The 17587-nt window shown below is 68.1% G+C and carries 15 protein-coding genes and 5 tRNA genes; 9 read left to right on the top strand and 11 right to left on the bottom strand.

Going from position 1 to position 17587, the window contains the following annotated elements:
• Positions 1 to 52 precede the first annotated feature (52 nt).
• The 6 genes from IPM49_10310 to IPM49_10285 all read right to left on the bottom strand — a co-directional run bounded on the left by IPM49_10310 (position 53) and on the right by IPM49_10285 (position 1956).
• Entirely contained in the window at positions 53 to 937 is an 885-nt protein-coding gene (locus IPM49_10310; protein ID MBK9274915.1) for a fructosamine kinase family protein, read from the bottom strand.
• Positions 938 to 974: 37 nt separating this feature from the next.
• Positions 975 to 1042: transfer RNA gene (locus IPM49_10305), tRNA-OTHER, on the bottom strand.
• Between the two features lie 159 nt (positions 1043 to 1201).
• A tRNA-Val gene (locus IPM49_10300) sits at positions 1202 to 1269 on the bottom strand.
• A 159-nt stretch (positions 1270 to 1428) separates the two neighbouring features.
• Positions 1429 to 1496, bottom strand: a tRNA-Val gene (locus tag IPM49_10295).
• 159 nt (positions 1497 to 1655) lie between these two features.
• Positions 1656 to 1723, bottom strand: a tRNA-Val gene (locus IPM49_10290).
• 159 nt (positions 1724 to 1882) lie between these two features.
• Positions 1883 to 1956: transfer RNA gene (locus IPM49_10285), tRNA-Ala, on the bottom strand.
• A 121-nt stretch (positions 1957 to 2077) separates the two neighbouring features.
• Between IPM49_10285 and IPM49_10280 the strand changes: the two genes are divergently transcribed.
• The gene (locus IPM49_10280) at positions 2078 to 2902 is read left to right on the top strand and encodes a universal stress protein (protein ID MBK9274914.1); all 825 of its coding nucleotides are present in this window, start codon (positions 2078 to 2080) and stop codon (positions 2900 to 2902) included.
• A 4-nt stretch (positions 2903 to 2906) separates the two neighbouring features.
• On the opposite strand, the gene IPM49_10275 is transcribed toward IPM49_10280, so the two are convergent.
• Entirely contained in the window at positions 2907 to 3860 is a 954-nt protein-coding gene (locus IPM49_10275) for a hypothetical protein (GenBank protein MBK9274913.1), read from the bottom strand.
• A complete protein-coding gene (locus tag IPM49_10270; protein MBK9274912.1) occupies positions 3749 to 5596 on the bottom strand; it encodes an HD domain-containing protein in 1848 nt (615 codons plus the stop codon). Before IPM49_10270 ends, IPM49_10275 begins: the two co-directional genes overlap by 112 nt.
• A 79-nt stretch (positions 5597 to 5675) precedes the next feature.
• On the opposite strand from IPM49_10270, the gene IPM49_10265 reads away from it, so the two are divergent.
• Both IPM49_10265 and IPM49_10260 read left to right on the top strand, forming a co-directional pair.
• Positions 5676 to 6695, top strand: coding sequence for a hypothetical protein (locus IPM49_10265; GenBank protein ID MBK9274911.1), 1020 nt, complete (start codon positions 5676 to 5678; stop codon positions 6693 to 6695).
• A 68-nt stretch (positions 6696 to 6763) separates the two neighbouring features.
• Positions 6764 to 6931 carry a hypothetical protein gene (locus tag IPM49_10260; protein MBK9274910.1) on the top strand — a complete coding sequence of 56 codons (168 nt, stop codon included), beginning with the start codon at positions 6764 to 6766 and terminating at the stop codon, positions 6929 to 6931.
• Here the strand turns inward: IPM49_10260 and IPM49_10255 are convergent.
• Complete coding sequence (locus tag IPM49_10255; protein ID MBK9274909.1) at positions 6897 to 8339, bottom strand: aldehyde dehydrogenase; 1443 nt, start codon at positions 8337 to 8339, stop codon at positions 6897 to 6899. The two genes, IPM49_10260 and IPM49_10255, sit on opposite strands and share 35 nt — an antisense overlap.
• A gap of 108 nt (positions 8340 to 8447) precedes the next feature.
• The gene (locus tag IPM49_10250) at positions 8448 to 8663 is read right to left on the bottom strand and encodes a hypothetical protein (protein MBK9274908.1); all 216 of its coding nucleotides are present in this window, start codon (positions 8661 to 8663) and stop codon (positions 8448 to 8450) included.
• Positions 8664 to 8789: 126 nt separating this feature from the next.
• Between IPM49_10250 and IPM49_10245 the strand changes: the two genes are divergently transcribed.
• Positions 8790 to 10181, top strand: a complete 1392-nt coding sequence (locus tag IPM49_10245; protein ID MBK9274907.1) for a HAMP domain-containing histidine kinase — start codon at positions 8790 to 8792, stop codon at positions 10179 to 10181.
• Positions 10144 to 10863: a response regulator transcription factor gene (locus tag IPM49_10240; protein MBK9274906.1), complete on the top strand. Its 720-nt coding sequence runs from the start codon at positions 10144 to 10146 to the stop codon at positions 10861 to 10863. Before IPM49_10245 ends, IPM49_10240 begins: the two co-directional genes overlap by 38 nt.
• On the opposite strand, the gene IPM49_10235 is transcribed toward IPM49_10240, so the two are convergent.
• The gene (locus IPM49_10235) at positions 10864 to 11640 is read right to left on the bottom strand and encodes an SDR family oxidoreductase (GenBank protein ID MBK9274905.1); all 777 of its coding nucleotides are present in this window, start codon (positions 11638 to 11640) and stop codon (positions 10864 to 10866) included. It abuts the gene before it with no gap.
• 152 nt (positions 11641 to 11792) lie between these two features.
• Between IPM49_10235 and IPM49_10230 the strand changes: the two genes are divergently transcribed.
• Genes IPM49_10230 through IPM49_10215 form a run of 4 tightly spaced genes read left to right on the top strand, consistent with a single transcriptional unit; the run spans position 11793 to position 17580 of the window.
• Positions 11793 to 13859 (top strand): T9SS type A sorting domain-containing protein, encoded by a 2067-nt coding sequence (locus IPM49_10230; GenBank protein ID MBK9274904.1) that lies wholly within the window; start codon positions 11793 to 11795, stop codon positions 13857 to 13859.
• A gap of 18 nt (positions 13860 to 13877) precedes the next feature.
• Complete coding sequence (locus tag IPM49_10225) at positions 13878 to 15869, top strand: T9SS type A sorting domain-containing protein (protein MBK9274903.1); 1992 nt, start codon at positions 13878 to 13880, stop codon at positions 15867 to 15869.
• 45 nt (positions 15870 to 15914) lie between these two features.
• Positions 15915 to 16979, top strand: a complete 1065-nt coding sequence (locus IPM49_10220; GenBank protein MBK9274902.1) for a hypothetical protein — start codon at positions 15915 to 15917, stop codon at positions 16977 to 16979.
• Positions 16980 to 17034: 55 nt separating this feature from the next.
• Positions 17035 to 17580, top strand: a complete 546-nt coding sequence (locus tag IPM49_10215) for a carboxypeptidase regulatory-like domain-containing protein (GenBank protein MBK9274901.1) — start codon at positions 17035 to 17037, stop codon at positions 17578 to 17580.
• Positions 17581 to 17587 lie beyond the last annotated feature (7 nt).

Genomic DNA, 17587 nt, shown 5'->3' with positions numbered 1-17587 from the left:
GGCGGGCCGGAATGGCCGAGTTGTCCTTTCCATCGGCCGGCGCTCCCCCGCCTCACGCGAACCGCCGCAGCACCCCCTCCACCTGCGCCGCATAACCACCACCGAAGAGCAGCACGTGCACCAGCAACGGGTAGAGCTGGCACAGCTCCACCCGTTCCGCCCAGCCGGGTTCCAGCGGGTATTCTGACTGGTAGACGCTGAAGAAAGCCTCGTCGAAGCCCCCGAAGAGCCGTGCCATCGCCAGGTCCATCTCGCGGTGGCCATGGTACACGGCGGGATCGATCAGCACCGGCGCATGGTCGGTCGCGCACAGCACGTTGCCGCTCCACAGGTCGCCGTGCAGCAGGGTCGGCGGCTCGGGCGGGAAGAGCATGTCCAGCCGGGCGAACAGCCGGTCGAAGCGCTGCACCGTGGCCGGATCCAGCCGCCGACGGTCGCGCGCCCGCCGCACCAGGGGCTCCAGCCGGTGGCGCACCAGAAAGGTGGGCCAGTCCGCCTCGCGGGTGTTCACCTGCGGCAGGCTGCCGATGAAGTTGTCGCGCTCCAGCCCGAAGTGCGGCGCCGTGTGGCGGTGCAGCGCGGCCAGCCCGCGCCCCAGGCCTTCCCGGAACGCGGTGCTGCGCAGGCCGCCATCGATGTGCTCCAATAGCAGGTAGGCCTCGTCGTGGTCCTCGCCGTGGCCCACCACAAGCGGCACGCGCACCGCGCCCGTGGCCCGCAACCGCTCCAGCCCGTCCGTTTCGGCGGCGAAGAGGCCGGGGTGCCGACCGGCATTGACCACCTTCACGAACCAGCGCCCCGCCGTGGTGTGCAGCCGGTAGGACGCACAGATGCTGCCGCCGTCCACCGGCTCCTGATGCTCGATGTCCGCATGCTCACCGAGGTGGCGGCTCAGCTGCTCGCACAGCCGCTCGATCAGGGAGCCGGAAAGGGCCATCAACGGAAAGGCCGCTTCACAGGGAAGCGGCCTTGGGTGGAGAATACCGGAGTCGAACCGGTGACCTTCCCGCACGTGGCGCGGGACGCTCTGGCCAGCTGAGCGGGACCTTGCCCAGGACATGATGCATCCAAGTCCCGTGCGGGTGCCGGGCAAGGAACAGATCCAGGAGACACGTGATGGCGATCCACGGAGGCGCTGCTTGGAACGGAGGTGGTCGCTGCCATCAACGGAAAGGCCGCTTCACAGGGAAGCGGCCTTGGGTGGAGAATACCGGAGTCGAACCGGTGACCTTCCCGCACGTGGTGCGGGACGCTCTGGCCAGCTGGGCGGGACCTTGCCCAGGACATGATGCATCCAAGTCCCGTGCGGGTGCCGGGCAAGGAACAGATCCAGGAGACACGTGATGGCGATCCACGGAGGCGCTGCTTGGAACGGAGGTGGTCGCTGCCATCAACGGAAAGGCCGCTTCACAGGGAAGCGGCCTTGGGTGGAGAATACCGGAGTCGAACCGGTGACCTTCCCGCACGTGGTGCGGGACGCTCTGGCCAGCTGGGCGGGACCTTGCCCAGGACATGATGCATCCAAGTCCCGTGCGGGTGCCGGGCAAGGAACAGATCCAGGAGACACGTGATGGCGATCCACGGAGGCGCTGCTTGGAACGGAGGTGGTCGCTGCCATCAACGGAAAGGCCGCTTCACAGGGAAGCGGCCTTGGGTGGAGAATACCGGAGTCGAACCGGTGACCTTCCCGCACGTGGTGCGGGACGCTCTGGCCAGCTGGGCGGGACCTTGCCCAGGACATGATGCATCCAAGTCCCGTGCGGGTGCCGGGCAAGGAACAGATCCAGGAGACACGTGATGGCGATCCACGGAGGCGCTGCTTGGAACGGAGGTGGTCGCTGCCATCAACGGAAAGGCCGCTTCACAGGGAAGCGGCCTTGGGTGGAGAATACCGGAGTCGAACCGGTGACCTCTTGCATGCCATGCAAGCGCTCTGGCCAGCTGAGCTAATTCCCCAGAATGTCACCCTCCGTTCTTCGCGAAGGGGCACAAAGATAAACGATCGGTCACGTACCAAAAACACGGGAGGGCAACGCACATCTTCCGCCTGCGTCCCATCTTGCAGAGCCCTCCGCCGATGACCCACATCTTCCACCCCACGGACCTGTCCGAGGCCGGGGCCACCGCCTTCCGGCACGCCCTGCGGCTGGCCGTGGCGGCGCCCGGCAAGCTCACCATCCTGCATGTCACCGACGGTGAGGCGCACCGCAGCGATCTGCCCGGTGTGCGCCAGGCCCTGGTCGACTGGGGCCTGCTGCGCCATCCCGAGGACGAGGAGGGCCTCAGCGCCCTGCGCCTCGCCGTGCGCAAGGTGATCAGCGCCGAGGGCGATCCGGTGACCGCCTGCCTGGACCACCTGATCCGGCATCCTGCGCACTGGCTTGTGCTGGGCACCGGGCAGCGCACGGGTACCGATCGCTTGTTGAAGGCCTCGGTGGCCGAGGGCCTCATGCGCAAGTCCCGTGTGCCGGCCTTGGTGGTGCCTGCCGGCGTGCCCGGCTTCGTGCTGCCCGACCACGGCCGCGTGGCCCTGCACCGGGTGCTGCTGCCCGTGGGACCGCCCGCGCTGGCCCGCACCGCCGGCATCGCCCTGCACGACCTGCTGCAGCGCTGTGGCGTGGAGCGGGTGGAGGTGCATACCCTGACGGTGGGGGAGGCCGCCCTGCCGGCCGACCTGCACGATCGCCTGAACGGACGCGCCTCCTTCACCCATCACCATGCCGACGGAGAGGTGGTGGATGCCATCGTGGACACCGCCGATCGCCTGGCGGTCGACCTGGTGGCCATGGCCACCGAAGGGCACGACAGCCTGGGGGATGCGCTCTGGGGCAGCCGGGCCGAGCAGGTGCTCCGTCGCGCCCGCACCCCGGTGCTGGTCGCACCCTCCCAGTTGCCGGTCTAGGCGTCTATCGGCCACCCTGCGGCCTGTCCCGGGTGGCCAGCCACGCGCGGAACTGCTCCTGGGCCCGCACGGCCTTGGTCCCGCGCGGAGGTTTGCGGTATCGGTTCTCCTGCCGCACATCGATCGCGCGGGCCTTCGTGGTATCGGCCCACTGCAGTTCGAGCATGCGCAACACCTCGGCCTTGGCGGCCGCATCGCGCAGCGGGAAGGCCACCTCCACGCGGCGGTCCAGGTTGCGCTCCATCAGGTCGGCGCTGGCCAGGTACACCAGCTGCCGCCCCTGCGCGTGGAACACGTAGGCCCGCGCATGCTCCAGGTAGCGGTCCACGATGCTGATGGCCGAGATGCTGTCGCTCGTTCCCGGGATGCCGGGCACCAGGCAGCAGATGCCGCGCACGATGAGGCGGACGGGCACTCCGGCGCGCGATGCGTCATACAACTTGCCGATCATGGCCTTGTCCTCCAGGCTGTTCATCTTGAGCAGGATGCCCGAGGGCTTGCCGGAACGGGCCTGCTCGATCTCCCGGTCGATGAGGGCCTCCAGGCCGCTGCGCAGACCGGTGGGTGCCATCATCAGGTGCCGCAGCTGTGGCACATGCCGCCGGTCCGCCAGGTGGCGGAACACCTCGCTGACCTCGCGGCACAGCTCGTTGTCGGCCGTCAGGAGCGCGCAATCCGCGTACAGCCGCGCGGTGCGCTCGTGGAAGTTGCCGGTGCCGAGGTAGGCGTAGCGCTTTGTGGCGCGGCCTTCGCGCCGTTCGATGAGGCCGAGCTTGCCGTGCACCTTCAGCCCCTCATAGCTGTACAGCACCCGCGCGCCGTCGGCCTCCAGCTGCTCGCCCCAGTTCAGGTTGGTGCGCTCATCGAAGCGCGCCTGCACCTCCACGAACACGGTGACCTGCTTGCCGGCGCGAAGCGCCTCGAGGAGCGCCTCGCACACCTGCGAGCGCTCGGCCACGCGGTATAGCGTGAGGGCGATGCTCCGCACCTGCGGGTCGTGCGCGGCCTGCCGCAGCCAGTCCACCACCACACCGAAGTCGTGGTAGGGGAAGTGCAGCAGCAGGTCGTGCTGCGCGATGCGGTCGAAGAGCCGACGGCGCGCCCTGGGTCCGGGGCGGGGAGGGGTGCCCGCTCCGGATCGCGCAAGGCCGGATGGCCCTCCACGGGCAGGCCCATCAGGTCGCTGAAGTTGTGGTAGCGCCCCCCGGCCACCAGGTCGGGTCCCTTCAGCCCCAGCAGCGACCGCAGCGCCTTGCGCACGGGTGCCGGCATGCGCTCGTCGTACAGGAAGCGGCTGGGCACACCGGTGGAGCGCTTGCGCAGGCTGCGGCGCACCTTGTCCACCACGCGTTCGCCGAACTCCTCCTCCAGGTACAGCTCGGCATCGCGGCTCAGCTTGATGGCGTAACTGTCCACCAGCACGTGACCGGCGAAGTGGTCCTGCAGGCCCAGGCGCATCACGTCGTCCAGGAAGATGACCGCGGTGCGGCCACGTGCGGCCGGCAGGGTGAGGAAGCGGCCCACCGCATCGCTGGGCACGTTCACCAGCACCAGCCGTTCGCGGCGTTTGCCCTTGCCCGCCGGCCGCAACCGGCATACGAGGTACAGCTTGCGGTCCTCGATGAACAGGGCGTTGCCGTCGCGCACCTCGGCGGTGTGCAGCAGCGGCGCGACCCGCGCGGTGAAGAAAGTGCGGGCGAAGGCCTCCTGGCGGGGGTCCAGCTGGTCGTCGCGCAGCAGCCGGATGCCATGGCGCGCCAGGGCGGGCAGCAGGGTGCGCCGGTAGAGGCGGCCGAACTGCTTCTGCTGCTGCAGCGCGGTGCGGTTGATCCGGGCGATCAAGGCCTCGGTGGCCACCCCCAGCGCCGTGCGGTCGCGCCGCCCCAGCTTGGCCAGCGAGCGCAGCGAGGCCACGCGCACGCGATAGAACTCGTCGAGGTTGCTGCTGTAGATCGCCAGGAACTTGATGCGCTCCAGCAGCGGCACGCGCGGGTCGCTGGCCTCCTGCAGCACCCGGTCGTTGAAGGCCAGCCAGCTGAGGTCGCGGTCGAAGAAGGGGTCGTGCTGCACCCGTGGTGCGGGCAGCACACCCTCGCGCACACGCCGCCGGGCGAGGCTCAGGTTCATGCGTTTCTGCGCCCCGAAGCGCCGCTCGGCGTACGGTGTGTGGAAGCGATGCGCCTCCAGGTAGGCCAGGTTCTCGCGCGCCCACTCGCCGCGCTTCACGGAGCGCGCCGTCACGGCCTGCTGCTCCAGCTTCAAGCGCTCGCTGTGCTCCTCGAAGTCCACCTGGCCGGCCTTGGCGCTGTCCGCATCGCGCAGGATGCGCTGCAGCAGGCTCCGGGGCCGGGCACCCATGCGCGTGGCCTGGATCAGCCCCACCACACGCCGGACCAGCGCCGCCGGTACACCCTGCTCCTTCAGAAAGGCCGCGGCCAGGCGCGCGCTCACCCCCTCGTGCCCCGCGTAGGCCTGCGCGTAGCCCGTGTCGTGGAACAGGGCCGCCATCTCCAGGACCCACAGGTCTGTCCCGGACAGGCGGTGGGCCCGACCGATCTCCAGCGCCGTGCGCGTCACCGCCAGCGTGTGGTCCAGGTCGTGGAAGGTGAAGCGTGCACCGATGTGCTTGCTGAAGTGGCGCCGCACATGGAGCCGCGCCTGCTCCAGCACCGCCTCGCGTTCACCCGACCGCATGGGGCGCAAGTTATCGGTGCGCCGGGGCCCGTTCGGGGCCGCGGCTATCTTTGAACGCTTCGGCCGATGGAGGTCCCCCATGCGCTCAGCCTGTACCGGGCCTTGTCCGGCGGCACCTTCGCCCTCCTGCTCGGCGATCCCTTCCGCGACGCGCAGACCGCCCGCCCTGATCGAGCTGGCCGAGGCCATCGCCGAGCGGCAGGGCTTGTCCAAAGGGGCCCGCGCGCGACTGGCCTTCGTGCTGGTGGAGGCCTTCCAGAACATCATCCGCCACCGCCCCCAAACCGAAGGCATCAAGCACCGGAGCGGTCTCCTGTTCGGCGTGGTGCCGCAGGGCCAGCAGGTGATCACCTTCAACCCGGTGGCCGACGCCGACCTGCCCGCGTTGCACCGCGCGCTCAACGGTGTGCTCGGCAAGGATGCCGACACGTTGAAGGCGCTCTTCCTCCGCGGGCTGCAGGCCAACGCCGCATCGGCCAAGGGCGGCGCCGGGCTGGGGCTCATCGAGATGGCGCGCCGCAGCGGCCGCGATCCGGGCCATGCGCTGGAATCCCTCGAGGCCGGCATGCACCGCTTCATGCTCCAGGTGCTGCTCGGGGATGCGGAGCCCCTGCCGTTCGACCGCGTGGCCGGGGTCTGCCGCGCGCAGGAGGCGTGTCGCGTAGTGGCCGCCATGCTCGGAGAACCCGCGCCGGCCCTGTTGAACGCGCTGCTGGGGCTGGTGCAGGAGTCGGGGGTGGGCGGGGAACCGCTGCACGCCTGCCTGCTGGCCGCCACCCAGTATTTCGATGACAGCGCCGCGCGTCGCAGCGGGCCCGTGCTGCTGGCCGTCCAGCGCCGTTCCCCCGTCGGCTGGAGCATGCTGGCTGGTGCGGTGGGCCCGGCTTCAGAGGCCCGTCACCTGCAGGAGGTCGTGGAGGGGATCGGCCGGGATACGGCCTTTCACCTCAAACGCCGCTACCGCGCGGCCCTCCAGGGGGAGGACCCCGCCGGTGCCGGGCTGCTGGAACTGGCCATGCGCGCCACCGGGGGGCTCACCGCCGGTCGGTGCGACCTGGACGCGGAGCTGTCCCTGGCCTGGGTGGAGGCCCGTTCCTGATCCCCAACGCACCGTTCGCCGGATCGCCCGGCCCCTGGCACAATTCCTGTCCCGTGTTGGTGTTATCCATGAGCAACCCCGCACGCACGATGCTTGCCGCCCTGTTCCATGCGCTGGAGCGCTTCGAGGCCTGGTTCGACCGCCGCTTCGGCTGGTTCTTCACCAACGGGATGAAGGACCGGGAGCGGAAGGGCACGGCGTTCACCAGCGCACGCACACGTTCCGCGCCTCGGTGAAGAAGCGCAGCGCCTCCCAGCCGCCCTCGCGCCCCACGCCGCTTTGCTTGGTGCCCCCGAAGGGCGTGCGGAGGTCGCGCACCATCCAGCAGTTCACCCACACGATGCCCGCCTGGATGCCGCGCGCCACCCGGTGCGCCCGCTGGACATCCCGTGTCCATACCACACCGGCCAGGCCGTAAGGCGTCGCGTTCGCCAGCGCCAGCGCCTCCTCCTCGCTGTCGAAGGGCTGCAGCGTCACCACCGGACCGAAGATCTCCTCCTGGTTGGTGCGGCACTGCGGACCCAGCCCCTCGATCACCGTGGGGCGCATGTACCAGCCGCCGGACAGGGCGCCCGGCAGCCGCACGCGCTCTCCGCCGCACAGCACGGTGCCGCCTTCGGCACGCGCCAGGTCCACATGGCCGAGCACCTTCTCCAGATGCGCCTCGCTCACCAGCGCGCCCAGGTCGGTCGCAGGGTCCGACGGATCACCCACGCGCAGGGCTTCGGTGCGCGCCACGAACGCCTCCTTGAAGCGGTCGTAGATGCTGCGTGCCACGAGGATGCGTGAACCGCACAGGCAGATCTGTCCCTGGTTGCGGAAGGAGGACCGCACCGTGGTGTCCAGCATGCGGTCGAAGTCGCAATCCTCGAACACCACCACGGGGTTCTTGCCGCCGAGCTCCAGGCTGAGCTTCTTGAACATCGGCGCCGCGGTGCGGGCGATCTCCGCGCCGGTGCGCGTGCCGCCGGTGAAGGAGATCGCGGGGATGTCCGGGTGCGCGCTGATGGCGGCCCCCACCTTGGCGCCAAGTCCGTGCACGATGTTCAGCACACCGGGGGGCAATTGCACGGCCGCGCAGGCTTCGGCCAGCAGATGCGCCGTGAGGGGTGTCACCTCCGAGGGCTTGGCCACCACCGTGCAGCCGGCCGCCAGGGCGGGGGCCACCTTCCAGGTGAAGAGGTAGAGCGGCAGGTTCCACGGGCTGATGCAGCCGGCCACACCCACCGGCTGCCGGTCGGTGTAGTTCAGCGCCACCTCGTCCATCAGGTGCGCCTCGCTCTGCTGGTGCAGGATGGCCGTGGCGAAGAAGCGCAGGTTGGCCACGGCGCGTGGAATGTCCACCTCGCGCGCCAGATGAACGGGCTTGCCATTGTCCCGCGACTCGGCCTGGGCGAAACGCTCCAGGTCGCGTTCCACTTGGTCCGCCACACGCAGCAGGGCGTTGCTGCGCCCCTCGCGCCCCAGCCCCCACCACCTGGGTTGTGCGGCCCGCGCGGCCGCCACCGCATCATCCACATCGCGTGCGTCGCTGTCCGGTGCGGTGGCGAACACCGCGCCCGTGGCGGGTGCATGCACCGGCAGGGTGGCGCCGCTATGCGCGGCGGCGAAGCGCCCGCCGATGTGGTTCAGGATCGTCTCCATGGCTGCTGCGCCGAAGGTACAGGCACCGGACCGCACCCCCCCGAAAAGCCGAAAGCCCCCACATCGTGGAAGCCTTCCAGCCCCTTGTTGCGCTGTCATTGAACGAACCTACTCGATGACAAGCTTCGTGAATGTGTTGGACGGAAGGCAGGCCAACCGATCGGTCGGTGCCACGGGGCGTACCGTGTTCCCCGCGGTGGTGGTCGCCGGCTCGATGGCCTTGCGCTGAGGGGGATAGCGGAAGGGGGATGCGGCCTGTGTCCACGTGACGCCGCCGATGGCGAGGCCGAGGCAGAACAGCTGGGAGGCGGTGGTGCGGCGCATGGTTCGGCGTTCGATGCTGCGAACGTACACGCTGAACGCCCCGTCGAACGTTAACGACACGTTGATCGCCGTTAAAGAACGTTAAGTGGTTCCGGCCGGGGAGAAGGGCCCGGATAGTTTCGGACCGTGAACGAGCGGTCGATCCTGGGGCTCACGCTGGCCATCACCCTGGCGCTCGTGGGCCTGGTGGTGATCCAGGTGCGGTGGATCGGTGAGTCGATGGACCTGAAGGACGTGCAGCTGGGCCGCAGCGTGGACAACGCCCTGATCGCGGTGGGCGAGCGCCTGGAACGCCTCGAGACCTTGGAGCGCCTGCGCGCGCACAGCGGCCTCGACCGCCTGCGCTCCACCGACAGCCTCACCGTGATCGGCGCGCCCACCGGGTCGGACGATGTGGTGGCCGACATGCTCCGCGGCCTCATCGCTGTGGACGATGTGCGTCCCGTGGAGGAACGTGTGCCCGCCCCGGTGCTCGATTCGCTGCTGGGCGAGGAGCTGCGACTGCGCGGCATCACAGGAGTTGTGGACCACGCCATCCTGGATGCCGTGGACCAGGTGGTGATGGCCTCGCCCGGTGCCGACACCGCAGCGCTCGTCAGCTCCCCGCATACCGTGCCGCTCTTCCGGAACGACGCGCCCGGTGCACGCCTGCGTCTGCATGTGCTCCTGCCCGGGCAGGAGCGTCTGGTGCGTGCCGCCATCCGGCCCATGCTGCTGATGTCCGCCGCCTTCCTGCTGGTGATCGTGGCCGTCTTCGTCATCACCCTGCGCACCGTCCATCGGCAGAAGCGCATCAGCGACATCAAGAACGATCTGGTGAACAACCTCACCCACGAGCTGAAGACCCCCATCAGCACCATCGCACTGGCCTGCGAGGCGCTCAACGACCCGTCCATGCCGCACACCGAACAGCAGACGCGCACCTTCGTGAACATGATCCGCGAGGAGAACAAGCGCCTCGGGGTGCTGGTGGAGAACGTGCTGCAGAGCGCCGTGCAGGACAGCGGGCAGATGCGGCTGCGGCCGGTGGACCTGGACCTGCACGTGCTGATCGACGACGTGGTGCGCAACATGCGCATCCAGGCCGAGCGGCGCGGAGGAGGCATCGAGGTGGCCTTCGGGGCCGTGCTGCATCGCCTGCAGGGCGACCGCATCCACCTGACCAACGTGCTGCAGAACCTGATCGACAACGCCATCAAGTACGCCGCCCGCGAACCCCGCATCCAGGTGCGCACCCGCAGCGATCACCAGGGGATCGCCGTGGAGGTGCAGGACAACGGGATCGGCATTCCGCGCGCCGAACAACGGCGCATCTTCGAGAAGCTCTACCGGGTGCCCACCGGCAACGTCCACAACGTGAAGGGCTTCGGCCTCGGTCTCAGTTATGTGCGCGCCGTGGTGCAGCGGCATGGCGGACGCATCCAGGTGGCCAGCGAACCCGGCCAGGGCAGCACCTTCACGATCACCCTCCCCTTTGAACATGGCTCCAACACCCAAGCTCCTGGTGGTCGAGGATGACCCCAACCTCGGCGCCCTGCTGGCCGAGTACCTGCGCGTGAAAGGATTCGAGGTGGACCTGCGCGCCGATGGCGAGGCCGGCCTCAAGGCCTTTCGTGCCGCCGCGGAGGCCAGGGACCGCTATGACCTGCTGCTGCTGGACGTGATGATGCCGGTGAAGGACGGCTTCACCCTGGCCCGCGAGATCCGCCGGACCGATGCCCAGGTGCCCATCATCTTCCTCACCGCCAAGAGCATGAAGCAGGACACCATCCAGGGCTTTCAGGCGGGGGCGGACGACTACCTCACCAAGCCCTTCAGCATGGAGGAGCTGGTGCTGCGCGTACAGGCCGTGCTGCGGCGCAGTGCGGGCATCGGTCTCGGCCCGGAGCAGCCTCAGCAGCACAGCATCGGCAGCTACACGTTCGATGTGCGCAAGCAGTTGCTGAGGCGTGGGGAGGAGGAGCGAAAGCTCACCACCAAGGAGAGCGAACTGCTGCGCCTGCTGTGCCTGCACCGCAACGGCCTGTTGGAGCGTCGGCAGGCCCTGCGGGAGATCTGGGGCGATGACAACTACTTCAATGGCCGCAGCATGGATGTGTACATCGCCAGGCTGCGCAAGCACCTGCGCGCGGACCCCGAGGTGGAGATCATCAACATCCACGGTCAGGGCTTCCGCCTGGCCGCCCGGGAGCAGGCTTGATCACAGGCTCGCCGTGCGCCCGCCATCCACCGGCAGGTTGATCCCCGAGACGTAGGAGCCGCCCGGTCCGGCCAGGAAGGCCACGGCTGCCGCCACCTCCTCGGGCAGGGCGAAGCGACGCAAGGGGATCTCCGCACGCATATGGGCCGCCACCTCCTCCTCGCTCGACCCAGTGCGCTCGGCCTTCGCCCGGATGATGGCCTCGAGACGCTCGGTGGCCGTGGCCCCCGGAAGCACGTTGTTCACCGTGATGTTCCATGGCCCCAGCTCGTTCGCCAGCGTTTTGGCCCAGTTGGCCACCGCCGCCCGCACCGTGTTGCTCACCCCCAGGTCGGGCAGCGGCTGCTTCACGCTGGTGCTGATGATGTTGATGATGCGGCCGTGGCCGGCCTCGCGCATGCCCGGAAGAAGCCGCCTGACCAGGGTGTGGAACGCGAACAGATGGAGCCGCATCGCCTGCTCGAACTCCATGACCTGCGCTTTGTGCGCGGGCCCCGGTGGTGGCCCTCCGGCGTTGTTCACCAGGATGGTGAAGGACCCTTCGCCGAGCGCACGGTCCACCGCCTGCTCGAGTTCGGCCGTTGCTGACAGGTCGGCCGGCAGGGCCTGATGGCCCTCACCCGGCAGCGCGGTCACCAGGTGATCCAACGCCTCGGCCTTGCGCGCGAGCACCGTCACCCGGGCCCCCTGTGCGGCCAGCGCCATGGCCACCGCCCTTCCGATCCCCTGCGTGGCGCCGCACACGAGCGCCCGTTGGCCCTGCAGATCGGGGTTCATCATGGAAGGGGCTTCATGTGCGGCCAAAGGTAGCCGGCACCTTCCGCCATCCGCGGGCGAATGTTGATAACCACCCGTCCCCGTTCACCTTCGCTTTACGCGGAGAGGACATCTTTGCGCTCGGTATCCCGTCACCCATCGACCCCAACCGCATGACCCTTCATTCCGCTTTGATCCACTGCACCGCGTTCGCCGCGGTCGCTCTTTTTGGCATCAGCCGCATCGCCGCCCAGGGGGTGGACGATTGCTCCCAGGTGGTCGCCGACCCCCTGGCCATTGGTGGCACCCTTCAATGGACCGGTGACAACAGCAACGCCACCATCACCGGTGACTATGCACCGGGCTCGGTCCTGGAGGGCTTCGGGATCCCCGTGCTGTGGCACGCCTTCACCACCACGGCCTGTGCGGATGTCACCATCGACTACTGCGGATCGCCGTCGGTCTTCGTGGATTTCTGGAACGTGCTGGCCACCAGCTGCCCGGCCACCAACGCCCTGATCGTGACCCAATTGTATGAGTACAACAGCTGCGGGGACGGCAACCCGACCGTGAGCTTCAACAACCTGCCTGCCGGTACCTACCTCTTTCCGGTATGGACGGCGGTCGGCAGCGCCTTCGGTCCGTACGTCATCAATGTGACGGCCGAGGCCTGCGGCGGATCGCAGGCCCCGCCCAACGATCAGTGCGGGCAGGTGACGGCAGAGGGGCTTGCGGTCGGTGACACCCTCACCTTCACCGGCGACAACACCAACGCCACCGCGACGAACGACTTCGCCCAGGGCTCGCCGTTCGCCGGTGCTCCGGTGGTGTGGCATGCCTTCACCACCACCACCTGCGCCACCGTGGAAGTGCGGTACTGCGGGCAGAACCCGGTGTGGGAGAACAGCTTCGGCTTCCTGGCCACGGACTGCCCGGCCGATTCGCTCGTCTTCTTCAGCACCTTCAACGACACCACCTGCGCCGACGGCAACCGCACCTATGTGTACTCCGAACTTGCCGCAGGCACCTACTACGTCCCGGTGCTGCTGGATGCCAATAACAACGCCGTGGGCACGTACAGCATCGATGTGCTCGCCACCGAATGTTCCACGCCTCCGGCCTTCTTCGACTTCTGCGCGGACGCCATCGCGGTGGCCCTCAATGTGGACGATACGCTGACCTTCGCCGGCGACAACACCAACGCCACCCCCACGGCCGACTTCGTGCCCACCAGCCCCTTCGCCGGCGCCCCGGTCGTGTGGCACATGTTCACCACCGTGGAGTGCGCCACGGTGACCGTGAGCTATTGCGGGTTGAACCCGGCCTGGACCAATGCCTTCGGTTTCCTGGCCACCGGCTGCCCTGCGGACAGCATCGTGCTCTTCAGCACCTTCAACACCACCGATTGTGGCGATGGCAACCTCACCTATGTGTTCGACGAGCTCGCCGCCGGCACCTATCTGCTGCCCGTGGTGCGTGACGCCAACAACAACGCCATCGGCCCCTACAGCATCCAAGTGACGGCCGTGGCCTGCCAGGGCAGCAACACCCCGCCCAACGACAACTGCGCCAACGTGGTCCCGGAGGCCCTGGAGCCGGGTGCACCGCTGACCTTCACCGGTGACAACACCGGTGCCACCTTCACCGATGACTGGGTGAGCGGCAGCCCCTTCAGCCTGGCCCCGGTGGTGTGGCATGCCTTCAGCCTCGACAGCTGCATGGACGTGACGGTGAGCTATTGCGGACAGAACCCCGCGTGGACCAATGCCTTCGGTTTCCTGGCCACCAGCTGCCCGGCGGATTCGGTGGTGTACTTCAGCACCTTCAATGACACGGCCTGCGGCGACCAGAACCTCACCTACTACTTCTACCAGCTCGATGCGGGAACCTACCTGCTGCCGGTGGTGCTCGATGCCAACAGCAACGCCATCGGACCCTATGCCATCACCGTGGACGGGGTGAACTGCATCAACACGGGCGTGGCCGCCATGGAGACCGCCCCGTTGAGCCTCTTCCCCAACCCGACCACCGGTGTGCTGAACGTGCGCAATCCGGCGGCTGACGCGGCCTTCACCCTGGAAGTGCTGGACATGGCCGGCCGTGCCGTGCATGCCGAGCGTGCCCGCATCGCCCAAGGGGCCTCGCACAGCCTGCAGCTCGACCGCCTGTCACCCGGTGCCTACACCCTGCGCGCCACCACGCCGCACGCCCGCACCGAACAGCGTTTCGTGATCCACTGACCCGAATTCCTTCCGCCCATGCCGTACCGCACCGCCCTCACCGCCCTGGCCGCTCTCCTCGCCGCCCACGCACCGCAGCTCTTCGCACAAGGCGGTGGTGTCCCGGTGAACGACCTGTGCACCGGCGCCACCGTGGTGGCCCTGTCCCCCGGTGTGCCGGCCGTGCGCAACGGCGATAGCGGAGGATCCACCGACGAGGTGGGTTTCGGCGCCGCCCAGGTTTGGGAGGCCTTCTCCCTGAGCCAGTGCATGGATGTGACCGTGGACCTGTGCGGCACCACCCCGGCCTTTCCCAACTCGTTCATCAACCTGGTGATCGGGTGCCCGATCGCCAACATCGTGAACACCGGCGTGTTCGAGTTCGTCACCTGCGGGGACGGCAACGTCACCATCCTCTTCCCCAACCTGCCTGCAGGCACTTATTACTTCCCGGTGATCAATGAGCCGGGCTCCACCGGTCCGTACACGCTGACGTTCACGGGCCAGGTCTGCACCACCCCGCCCCCGGCGAACGATGAATGCAGCGGAGCGATCGCGCTGGTGCCCGATGCCGGATGCACACCTGTCAACGGCACCACGCTCGGCGCCACGGAATCCCTGCCGGCCATCACCTGCGCCGGGATCACCGGTGACGCCAATGACGATGTGTGGTTCAGCTTCGTGGCGAGCTCGAGCGACCATTCGGTGGTGGTGGAGCCATCGCTGGGCTTCAACCCTGTGGTCGATGTCCTGGAAGGGGCCTGTGGCGCCACGACGAGCATCGCCTGTGGCGATCAAGGTGCGCTCGGGGCCACCGAGACCGTGGTGCTCTCGAACCTGACGATCGGGAACACCTACTTCGTGCGCGTCTACGACTGGTACGGCGGTCAGCCCGCAGGGCCCACTTTCACCATCTGTGTACAGGGTGGCGGATCGGCACCGGCGAACGACCTCTGCTCCGCGGTCATCGCCGATCCCCTTGCCTTGGGCGGCACCCTCACGTTCACGGGCAACAACGCGGGTGCCACCACGCTGGCCGATGCCGACATCACCAGCCTCCTGAACGATGGCGTCCCCAAGGTCTGGCACGCGTTCACCTTGAGCGACTGCGCCATCGTGACCATTTCCTACTGCGGCTCCACGCCCCCCTTCGATGAGGTCTATCCGGCGCTGACCACCAGCTGTCCGGCCGCCCAGACGCTGTTCACCGCGCAGGCGGACTTCACCTGCGTGGACACCAACGCCGAGATCACCTTCGTGGGTCTGGCGCCAGGGACCTATTACATCCCCGTGGGCAACTTCGGTAGCGGCTCCTCAGGCGACTACGTGCTGACCGTTTCGGCCAACGCCTGCCCGGCCCCCCCGCCGAACGATGACTGTGCCAACGCCGCCTACATCGAGGTGCTTCCGCTTCCGGATTGCCCGGGCAGCTCCACCGGTGGATATAACAGCGGTGCGGTCCTGTCCACCGATGATCCGTCCTGCGACTCGTCGACCAATGGCTACCTGGACGTCTGGTACACCTTCGAGCCCGGTGTCAACACCCAGGTGGAGGTCACCCTCGAGAACCTCACGATGAGCGACTGGTCCATGGCCGTGTACGAGGCTTGCGGCGGCGCCGAGGTGGCCTGCGTGCAGTTCCCTTCAGGCCCCGTCACGGTGACCACCATCCCGAACCAACCGTACTACGTGCGCGTGATGACGAACACGGACCTCGGTCTCGGTGGCGACTTCCGCCTGTGCATCGCCGCGGACATCACCACCACGGTGGGCCACCCCGCCGATGAGGCTCCCTTCGCGGTGTTCCCCGACCCGGCACAGGGCTTCGCCGACCTGCGCTGGTCGGGCGCTGCCGGCCTCGTGCGCCTGAGCCTCACCGACCTGATGGGTCGGGTGGTGATGACGGAGCAGCGGAGCCTGGTGGCCGGTGGGGTGAGCCGCCTGGACCTGACCGGGATGGCGCCGGGCGGGTACGTGCTGCGCTGTGAGACGGCCGATGGCAGCTGGCAGAAGCGGCTCACCGTCCGGTAGGGCATTCCTCCTTTCCGGCTACCTTGGCGGGTCCTATTCCGCCCCATGGCCCGCATCCCGACCCTCCTTGCCGCAGCCGCCCTCACGCTGCGCGTGGCTGCGCAGATCCCCACGAACGACAGCTGCGCCTTCCCGCAGCCGTTGACCATCAACGACCTGCTGGAATGCCCCTTGCTTGCCACGCCGGGCGACAACGGGCAGGCCAGTTGGGGCGGTGACCTGCCGGTGTGCGATGGCAACGGACTCTCCTTCCCCGATGTCTGGTACACCTTCAACAGCGACATCCACAGCGAGGTCTTCCTCCGCCTGGTCCCCGGTTCCATCACCGATTGGGGCATCGAGGTGATGCCCGACAGCTGCCTGGCCACTTCCTTCGTCTGCGGCGTCTGGCCGCTCTTCGAGTTCACCATTCCCACCACACCCGGCACTAACTATCGCGTCCGGGTCTTCACCAACACCGATTTCGGTGCCCCCGGCACCTTCGGCATCTGTCTCAGTGCGGCCATGCCCCCGTTGCTTTGCGACGGCAACATCGTGAAGACGGACCAGGGCGACACCACCCTGACCATCTGCAAGGACGGGCTCTCCGACCTGCTGACCTTCGTGAGCTTCTCCCAGGGGACCTCCCCGGTGATCCTCGTGCTGACCGATGATGGCGACAACATCGTCGCTGAACTGCCCGGCGGCCTATTGGAGGCGGACACCCTTCGTGATGGAGCTTACCGGATCCACGCCGTGAGCTGGGACGGGGCACTGTTCGGTCTTGAAGCAGGCCTGTCCATCCGCGACCTCACCAGCGATGGGGCCTGCCTGGAGCTCAGCGACAACTTCGTGGAGCTCTTCGTGGAGATCTGCACGGGTGTGCAGGGAGTGGAGGTGGGCCAGCGTGCCGTGTGGATGGATGGGGATGTCCTTTGCATCGGGCCGGACAGGGACCAACAGGGTGCCTGGGTCACCGTCCTCGATGCCGTGGGCCGCTCCGTGCACCGAAGCTGGGTGTCAGCCGGTTCCACAAGCCGCATCACCCTGCCGGAAGTCGCCCGCGGTGCCCTCCTGGTCCGGCTGGACAGCGAGGGCTCGCCTCCCGTCGTGCGGCGGGTGGTGCGCTGACCGTTCGGAACCACCGGACCCATGCGTTCGTATCAGGGCCACCATCCCTGATACCATGCGTTCCCGACCATTCCGTTCCGCCGTTGCGCTCCTGATCCCGATCGCCGGCCTGTTCTCCATCCCAACGGCCCGCGCTCAATCGGGCGGGGAGGAGGTCGTGCTGCCGATCACCGGCCGGATCACCGACGGTGACAGCAAGCTGGAAGGCTGCGAAGTGATCACCTACAGGGAGAATGAACAAGTGGGCTCCATCACCACGGACAGGAGCGGCAGGTTCGCCCTGGGCCTGGCCCTGAACCGGAGCTTCAGCATCGAGTTCCGAAAGGCCGGATTCGTGCCCAAGCGCGTTCAGATCGACACGCACTTCCCCAAGGCGGCGGACGATCTGGTCTTCGAACCCCTGGTGATGGACATCGGCATGCTGGCCGAGGCGAAGTACAACGGCGTGAGCACCGATGAGCTCGACTTCCCCTTCGCCCGCATCCGCTACGACGAGAAGGCCGGCATGTTCGCCCAGGACCCCGAATGGACCATGGGCATGCAACGCACCAACGGTGCCCTGCTGCTGATGGCCGGTCGCGTGGAGAAGCGCGAGCGCTGACGCCGGC

The organism is Flavobacteriales bacterium, assembly GCA_016715895.1.
GTDB lineage: Bacteria > Bacteroidota > Bacteroidia > Flavobacteriales_F > PHOS-HE28 > PHOS-HE28.
This window is presented reverse-complemented; position numbering and strand designations above follow the sequence as displayed.